Here is an 8,232-nt window from a genome sequence, read left to right on the forward strand (position 1 = left end):
AAAATCGAACCACGCGGCTGAGACCCCCGCTCGGGCTACGCCCTCACGGCGGTCTCAGCCGCGCGCAAGGGTGGCCGACTTTTGCGCCGCCCAGTGGCTGGGTTTTACGCCGCCGTTGACAAAGTGAAGCGCATTCCGTCAAAGTCTTTTCCCGCCTTCAGGATGAACTGGCGGTTCTCGCGACTGTTTTCGGGTATGAAGTCATCTCCGCTTTCGGGGAAATCTGGATGTTCATAGTAAAGCAGATAGGAACTGTGGCGCTTGCTACGGTCACCCTGAAGCATTGCCGAAATATCCCAACCCGAATCGGTGTAAGCTGTCAGCGAAAGCCGTGCCGCAGACAGGGATGCGCCGCCCTCGGTTCCGCCGGCGATCGTATTCGGAATGTCGCCGTCAAAATCCTGAAACCGCAAGGCGATGCGTCCTGCAAGTCGGTCCTCGACCAGCCATCCGCCTGCAACGAAATCGCCGACGCGATATCCATCGGTTCCCGCCTCGATCACGAAACGCCTTTCGCGAACACCGTCTGCCGCCCGCGGGACAAAGTTGATCCCGCCACCAAGGGCATTGCGGCCGAAAACTGTTCCCTGCGGTCCTCGGAACACTTCGACCTGATCCATGTCCAGCATTGCGGGTGGAAACCCGAAACCAGAGGTCGGCACCTCGTTCACCGAAAAAGCGACGATGTGGTCCGTCGCGCTCAGCGGGTAACCAAGCGGGCCAACACCGCGGATATTCAGAAAATCGGTTCCGGGTTGTCCAAAGCCGGAAAATGTCAGCCCCGGCGAATGCAGGGCAATTCCTGCGCCGGGTTCGGTCGGCGATGCCTGAAGGTTCGCATCTGTCAGCACCGTCACAGCGCGGGGCTGGTCCTTCAGTTCCTCATCCCGCCGGTCTGCCTGAAGGTAGAGCGTGGGAAGCTGTGTGATCGCCTCCTGAGCGCCGAGCAGTCCAGGAGATGTGATCGCGCTCGCAATCACGAAAATACGTAGTGGTGTACGGGTCATCCGCGTTCCTCATCCGGAAATTTCCGAAGAGGTTACAGGACCGGTCCAGTCTATGCCTTCTTGGGATCGGGTTTTACTTTGTCGAGATCGGGTTCTTCTTTGATCTCCTGGCTTGGCGAATGGCCAAATCGCCGACGATAAGCTGTTGAAAAGGCAGCTGAGCTTGAAAATCCGACGCGCATTCCAGCTTCGGTGACAGATGTTCCCTGGCATCTGAGAAGGCTCCGCGCCTTGTCGAGGCGCAGGTCACGAAGGAATGCAAAAATGGTCTGACCATGGCCAGATCTGAAATTCGCCGCGAGTGTGCTTGGATTCACGCCCGCGAGCTGGGCAAGCTCGGCAAGCGAAGGTGTGCGCTCAAGATTGCTTTGCAGGTATTCTGTGACAAGCCTGACCCGGTTTCGCTCTCTCTGGCTTAGATTGCCCCTCGTTCTACCGGCATGATCCAACTGCTCCACCGCCCTGCAAATCAATGCAACGAAGTTCAGCATGCTCGCTTCGAGTTCCAGTTCGCTGAACGGTGCATCTTGCTGGATCTGGAAGGTGCGCTCGACGAGATCATTCACCTCGGGCAGCGCTGGCAAAACCGTCAGGTCTGCTCTCCGCTCGAAGCGGGCACGCAAAAGCCCGATGCAGGCCTTCAGGGAGGGTGGCCCCTCCGTCTGCAGTTTCTGAAAATCGATGTTCAATCCGACACCGGCACAAAATTCGCTGGTCCCGTAACTATTGGTGCACAATGTCCGGTCGGGAAAGCTGATGATGACGGGACGTCCCACCGGGATCTGCATGCGTTCTCTGCCGGAAACGCTTATCGAGGTGGACCGTCCACACAGCATCAGGCCGACGAACAAGCCTGGGGGCTGGATCGACTCGATCTCTACTTCACTCGAGTAGATCTTATCGTACCCACCAAACACGAGGCCATTGCATTTCCGGTAAGTGAAAGAGCGTTCCGCTGGCCACTTTCCGACGGCAACATTCATACAACTCTCCGGGGGGGGGGCATAAGGTAGGGAAATTTCTGATTTATTTACTCGGTTATTTAAATTCGCACAAGCCACCTCGTTGCCGATCGCGTCGTGCGAAGCGGCGTATTGGGCCGCCAGGTGAAAAAGGCCCGCCATTCCGGCGGGCCTTCTTGTCATGAAGCGCGGTTCAGAAATGAACCGAAAGCGTATCAATCGGTGTCTGTTTCGGCGGTGCGAATTTGGTCAGGTCGATGCCCTTCACGGCTTCCTTGTATTCCGACAGGGTCGGCGTGCGGCCGAGGATCGCCGAAAGCACCACCACCGGGGTCGAGGCCAGCAGCGATTCACCCTTCTTCGTCTCGGTATCCGCCACAACACGGCCCTGGAAAAGCCGGGTCGAGGTGGCAAGCACAGTGTCACCTTTCTCGGCCTTCTCCTGATTGCCCATGCACAGGTTGCAGCCGGGACGTTCCAGATAAAGGATGTTCTCGTATTCGGTCCGCGCCTTGGTTTTCAGATTGAAATCGTCGAACTCGAAGCCCGAATATTTCTGAAGGATCTCCCAGTCGCCCTCGGCCTTCAACTCGTCGATGATATTGTAGGTCGGCGCGGCAACGACAAGCGGGGCCTTGAATTCGACCTTGCCCTCTTTCTCTTCGACATTGCGCAGCATCTGGGCGACGATCTTGATATCGCCCTTATGGACCATGCAGGAGCCGACAAAGCCCAGATCGACCTTCTTTTCGGCCATGTAATATGAAATCGGCCGGATCGTGTCATGGGTATAGCGCTTGGACACATCGGCGTTGTTCACATCCGGGTCGGCGATCATCGGCTCAACAATCGCATCCAGATCCACGACGACTTCGGCGAAATAGCTGGCGTTGTCATCGGGTTTCAGCGCCGGACGCTCGCCCGAACGGATCTCGGCAATGCGCTTGTCGGCAATGCCGATCAGCTTGGCCAGCATTCCGCTTTCCTGCTCCATCCCCTTGTCGATCATGATCTGAATACGGCTCTTTGCCAGCTCAAGGCTCTCGATCAACGTGTCGTCATTCGAGATACAGATAGAGGCTTTCGCCTTCATCTCGGCCGTCCAGTCGGTGAAGGTGAACGCCTGATCGGCCAGCAGAGTGCCAATGTGGACCTCAATGATGCGGCCCTGGAAGACGTTATCGCCATGCTGTTTCAGCATCTGCGCCTGCGTCGCGTGGACCACGTCGCGGAAGTCCATGTGATCGGCCATCTCGCCTTTGAAGGTGACCTTCACTGATTCCGGGATCGGCATCGACGCCTCACCCGTTGCCAGAGCAAGCGCGACGGTGCCCGAATCCGCGCCAAAGGCGACACCCTTCGACATGCGGGTATGGCTGTCACCACCGATGATGATGGCCCAGTCATCGACGGTGATGTCGTTCAGCACCTTGTGGATCACGTCCGTCATGGCGTGATAGACGCCCTTCGGGTCGCGACCGGTCACGAGGCCGAACTTGTTCATGAAGGCCATCAGCTTCGGCGTGTTCGCCTGCGCCTTGGCGTCCCAGACCGAGGCCGTGTGGCAGCCGGACTGATAGGCGCCGTCGACCGCCGGTGAAAGAACGGTGGCCGCCATCGCCTCCAGCTCCTGCGCGGTCATCGGCCCGGTCGTGTCCTGGCTGCCGACGATATTGACCCGGACGCGAACGTCGGACCCTGCATGCAGCACCTTGCCTTCGGCAACGCCGACGGCATTCGCATTGAATATCTTCTCAACCGCGGTCAGGCCCTGACCCTCATGGCTGATTTCCTTTGAAGGTGCGAAGACCACCGGCGGCTCAACGCCCAGAATTTCGGCGGCGGTTGTTTGCAGCTTCTTGCCGAACACGATCGCGTAAGAGCTGCCCGCCTTCATGAATTCCAGCTTCTGCGGCGTGAAGGATGCGGACAGGTCCACCAGTTCCTTGCCGTCTTCGCTGAACAGCTTCTTCGTGCGGGTGTTGATCTTCAGAACCGTGCCAGTCTCGACCGAGTATTTCTGTTCAAGCAGCGGGTTGCCGTCATTGCCAAGGATCGGCTTGCCGTCATCGCCCATCTTCTTGACCCAGTTCTTCAGATCAACCCCGATGCCGCCGGTCACGCCGACGGTGGTCAGGAAGATCGGCGAAATGCCGTTCGTGCCGGCCACGACCGGCGCATAATTGACGAAAGGCACATAGGGCGAAGCCTGCTTGCCGGTCCAGAGCGCCACATTGTTGACGCCCGACATACGCGAGGAACCGACGCCCATCGTGCCCTTCTCGGCGATCAGCATGACGCGCTTGTCGGGATGCTGCAGTTTCAGTTCTTCAATGTGCTTCTGCGCCGCCTCGTCGCACATGCATTTGCCGTGCAGTTCGCGGTCGGCGCGGGAATGGGCCTGATTGCCCGGCGACAGCAGGTCGGTCGAGATGTCGCCTTCGGCGGCGACGAAGGTGACCACGTCGACCTCTTCCTCGACCTCGGGCAGTTTGGTGAAGAATTCGGCCTTGGCATAGCTTTGCAGGATATCCTCGGCGACCGGATTGCCGGCGCTGTAGGCCGCTTTCAGGCGATCGGTATCAGCCTCATACAGGAAGACCTGCGTTTTCAGCACCTCTGCGGCCTGCGACGCGATGGCCTGATCATCGCCGAGTGCGAGGTCCAGCAGCACCTCGACAGACGGGCCGCCCTTCATATGCGACAAAAGCTCAAAGGCGAATGTCGGGGTGATTTCGGGCAGGCTGAACTCGCCAAGGATGATTTCCTTGAGGAAACGTGCCTTCACGCCTGCCGCGCTCGTCGTGCCGGGCAGGGTGTTATAGATGAAGAAATGCAGGGAATCTGCGCGGTGCTGGTGACCGGCATCCTTGATTTGAGCGATGATCTCGGCGGTCAGCGCGCCATCGTCGATCGGCTTCGGGCTCAGCCCCTGTTCTTTGCGCGCGGTGATTTCTTCAAGGTAGCTGGCATAGAGGCTCATCTGAACTTCCCTGTTGCTATGGTGCGGATTCTGCTTTTCGTGACCGCCACAGCACCATATCGAGACAAGTTTGGTGTACAACGGTATACATTGCGGCGGGATATACGCATGCCGTGGATATTGCAACCACCGATTCCATTGACAGAAGTTCATAAAGCCGCAGGCCGCACTTCATCAAGGCGGCCTGTTTCAGATACTCTCAGGGCCGGACTGCCCGCGTATGCATGATGGCGGCGATTACGCCCTGAATAACATGCGGTAGCTGGCGGTAATGCGTTCGCTCAGCATGTCTTCGCCGTTACGTGCGATTGTCGCGGGGTGACGGATCAACAGGGCCGGCTGCGGGTCTGCCTGCGATACCAGTCCGAGCACGTGTTTGTAAGCATCTGAAAGAAGGAAACTGGCCGATGTCCTGCCGTCATGCGCATCATCTGGCCCGACCGCGCGGAACTGGGCGAATATCCCATCGAGCAACCCATGCAGCGGATGACCCTGCAGCAAGGTTGCAAGGCTTTGCTCGGCGACGGAAGCTGTCGGGCCGACGCGTTGCCAGTCCCGATAAAGGCCGACCACGATTTCCTCGTCTTCGGTCAGATCGGACAGGCCAAGCGGGTATTCAGATGGGGTCATGATAGGCTTCCAGAGCATTCTGCGGCTTGGGTGCCGAAACGGCAACCTGTTGAACTTTCTGTAAAGCCTCGCTTCAGAAGAATAACGCAAATATAATTTGGCATGCGATTGCGTACGACATTGATCGGCAGGCCTCTGAAACTGCAAAGCCGGCTTGTCTAGGCTGATCGCAACAGGGTCACCTGATGCATCTTTTTCCAGATTCTGGATTGCCACATACTTCAGGAAGGTCGTCCAGACGGTGTCGCTTCCATCGGCGACCACACAACATGACACAGGGGTGGTCGAGGTACTGCGAGTACCATGTGCCGTTGATGCGGCGCATGCTGGACGTTGCGGGTAATTCTTCGACCGTCACGCGCACCGCGCTGATAAAATGCTATCTGGCATCGCCGCTCAGCGTCAGTTCAGGCGTGATATCCCAAGCGGCTGCAAGACTGAGGGAGTAGGAGGGTGAGTTCGCAAAGGCATTGCCTTCGTACTGATTTCCATCGTGATCGCTGAACTCGGTCACCTCGGTTTCCAGAACGCCAAGGCTGCCCGACAGGAACAGCGTCGGCGTCACTTGATAGTCTGCGGAAAGCTCCAGACCATAGGATTCCGCACGTTCGCCGTTCACGATCATCGAGCCCTGGGTGACCTTGCAGTCGGCATCAAGGCAATTGGCTACGGACCGCTGAATATTCTTGTATTCTGTATAGAACAGGTTGCCAGAGAAATTCAGCGCGCCGTCCAGTGCATTGCCCCGAACGAAATGCTCATAGTTCCAAGCCGTTTCCGGATCGAACTGATAGTATTAGCGGCCGCGGAAATTGGTGCCAGAACCGCCGGGCAGATAGCCCTTGCTGATCATTGCGCCGACCGTCATCTCAGGTCGGATATCATAGGCCAGCGACAACCTGTGATCCTCCCGCACTGAAGTGGTCCGCCGTTATGTTTAGGAAACGGAGGATCAGTAATGGCAAACAAGCGACCGAAGCCGGAAGAGATTGTGTCGAAGTTGCGGCAGGTTGAGGTTCTGATGGGGCAAGGGATGTCCCGTCTGGACGCGATCAGGAAGATCGGGGTTGTTGAACAGACCTATTACCGCTGGCGGAAACAGTATGGCGGCATGGGTGTAGATCAGTTGAAGGAACTGAAGCGGCTGCAGCAGGAAAATGAACGGCTGCGACGCGCGGTCTCGGATCTGACGCTGGACAAACTCATTTTGACCGAGGCGGCCCGGGGAGTTTGAAGCGGTTCACGTCGTGATGAACGATCCAGTGGATCGTTCAAGCGCACAAACGGGCGGAGCCCCTGAGCCCCGCTCGCCGCCGGGCCTGCATCGATCATGTTCGCGGTGAGTTGGGCGTTTCCGAACGCCGGGTTTGCCGGACGTTGCGTCAGCATCGTTCGACCCAACGCAAGCAGCCGAGAGGTCGGGCAGACGAAGACCGTCTGGTCGCAGACATGATCGAGTTGGCGCGCCAATATGGCCGCTATGGTTATCGCCGGATTGCGGCCCTGTTGCGCGATGCAGGTTGGCAGGTGAACGACAAGCGTGTTGAGCGCTTCTGGCGGCGTGAGGGGCTGAAAGTACCAATGAAACAACCGAAGAAGGGACGGCTCTGGCTGAACGACGGATCCTGCGTCCGGCTGCGACCGGAATACCGCGACCATGTCTGGTCCTATGATTTTGTCCATTGCCGAACCGATGACGGCAAGGCCTTTCGGACGCTGAACATCCTGGATGAACACAGTCGCGAATGCCTGACGATCAGGGTCAGGCGCAGGTTGAACTCGACCGATGTGATCGATGCGTTGAGCGATCTGTTCATCCTTCGGGGCGTGCCTGCCTTCATCCGCTCAGACAACGGCCCGGAATTCATCGCCCAGGCCGTCCGCGACTGGATCGCAGCCGTCGGGGCAAAAACGGCCTATATCGAGCCGGGATCACCCTGGGAAAATGGTTACTGCGAGAGCTTCAATGCCCGCTTCCGCGACGAGCTGCTGAACGGCGAGGTCTTTTACAGCCTCCGTGAGGCCCAGATCCTGATCGAAGCATGGAGGAACCACTACAACACAAAACGCCCTCACAGTGCACTGGGCTATCGACCTCCAGCCCCAGAAGCCATCATCCCGATGGGCCAAAGGCCGGTCATGCACTAACAATCCAGTTGGACCACCGAAGTGGGGCTGATCAAACGTGTGTCGACGACTGTCAGGATCTGCATTCTTGCCCAAGGCCAGCTAATGGTGGAGGAAATCCATCGCCCACAAATCGTTCGGCCCAACTGCTTCCGCACGATCGTTGCACAGCTTGGCTTTCAGGCGCCGCTCCGGTGTTCGGTATGGCCTCGGACCGGTGGTGGCTCACGCCTCACTGTTCCGCATCTACAGGCCTAAAGCTCTGTAAACACTATGGGCCGGCTTGATGCTGACGCCCCAGCCCTCGCGCTGCGGAACAATGTATGCGCGGCGGTGACCATATCGCACGTGCGTTTCGAGAATCTCCTTGATCCTTCGTTTCAACTCTGCCGGATGGGTATGGAGTAATGAGCGAAAGTTGGTGATGCCCTGAGGGGCGGCATATCATGGCGGTGTTCACGCGCCGTCAATTCTCAGCCGAGAAAGGGATATGCCACATGCCAGAGAATACCATCACCCAACT

At 57.9% G+C, this 8,232-nt stretch carries 4 protein-coding genes and 3 pseudogenes; 1 reads left to right on the forward strand and 6 read right to left on the reverse strand.

What is annotated here, in order from left to right:
- Positions 1-104 precede the first annotated feature (104 nt).
- The 5 genes and pseudogenes from G7044_RS17725 to G7044_RS17745 all read right to left on the reverse strand — a co-directional run.
- On the reverse strand, positions 105-1,007 hold the full coding sequence (locus tag G7044_RS17725; protein WP_166331328.1) for a TonB-dependent receptor plug domain-containing protein: 903 nt from the start codon (positions 1,005-1,007) through the stop codon (positions 105-107).
- A gap of 50 nt (positions 1,008-1,057) precedes the next feature.
- Positions 1,058-1,990, reverse strand: coding sequence for a helix-turn-helix domain-containing protein (locus tag G7044_RS17730; protein WP_166331330.1), 933 nt, complete (start codon positions 1,988-1,990; stop codon positions 1,058-1,060).
- A gap of 172 nt (positions 1,991-2,162) precedes the next feature.
- Positions 2,163-4,952: a bifunctional aconitate hydratase 2/2-methylisocitrate dehydratase gene (locus G7044_RS17735; RefSeq protein ID WP_166331332.1), complete on the reverse strand. Its 2,790-nt coding sequence runs from the start codon at positions 4,950-4,952 to the stop codon at positions 2,163-2,165.
- A 237-nt stretch (positions 4,953-5,189) separates the two neighbouring features.
- Positions 5,190-5,582 (reverse strand): hypothetical protein, encoded by a 393-nt coding sequence (locus tag G7044_RS17740; protein ID WP_166331334.1) that lies wholly within the window; start codon positions 5,580-5,582, stop codon positions 5,190-5,192.
- Between the two features lie 379 nt (positions 5,583-5,961).
- Positions 5,962-6,357: pseudogene (locus tag G7044_RS17745) on the reverse strand (TonB-dependent receptor domain-containing protein); the annotation flags it as partial.
- A gap of 183 nt (positions 6,358-6,540) precedes the next feature.
- Between G7044_RS17745 and G7044_RS17750 the strand changes: the two are divergent.
- Positions 6,541-7,730: pseudogene (locus G7044_RS17750) on the forward strand (IS3 family transposase).
- Positions 7,731-7,814: 84 nt separating this feature from the next.
- On the opposite strand, the pseudogene G7044_RS18130 reads toward G7044_RS17750, so the two are convergent.
- Positions 7,815-8,099 (reverse strand): annotated as a pseudogene (locus G7044_RS18130) (hypothetical protein); the annotation flags it as partial.
- Between the last annotated feature and the right edge of the window lie 133 nt (positions 8,100-8,232).

It is taken from the genome of Paracoccus xiamenensis (assembly GCF_011308835.1).
Lineage (GTDB): Bacteria > Pseudomonadota > Alphaproteobacteria > Rhodobacterales > Rhodobacteraceae > Paracoccus > Paracoccus xiamenensis.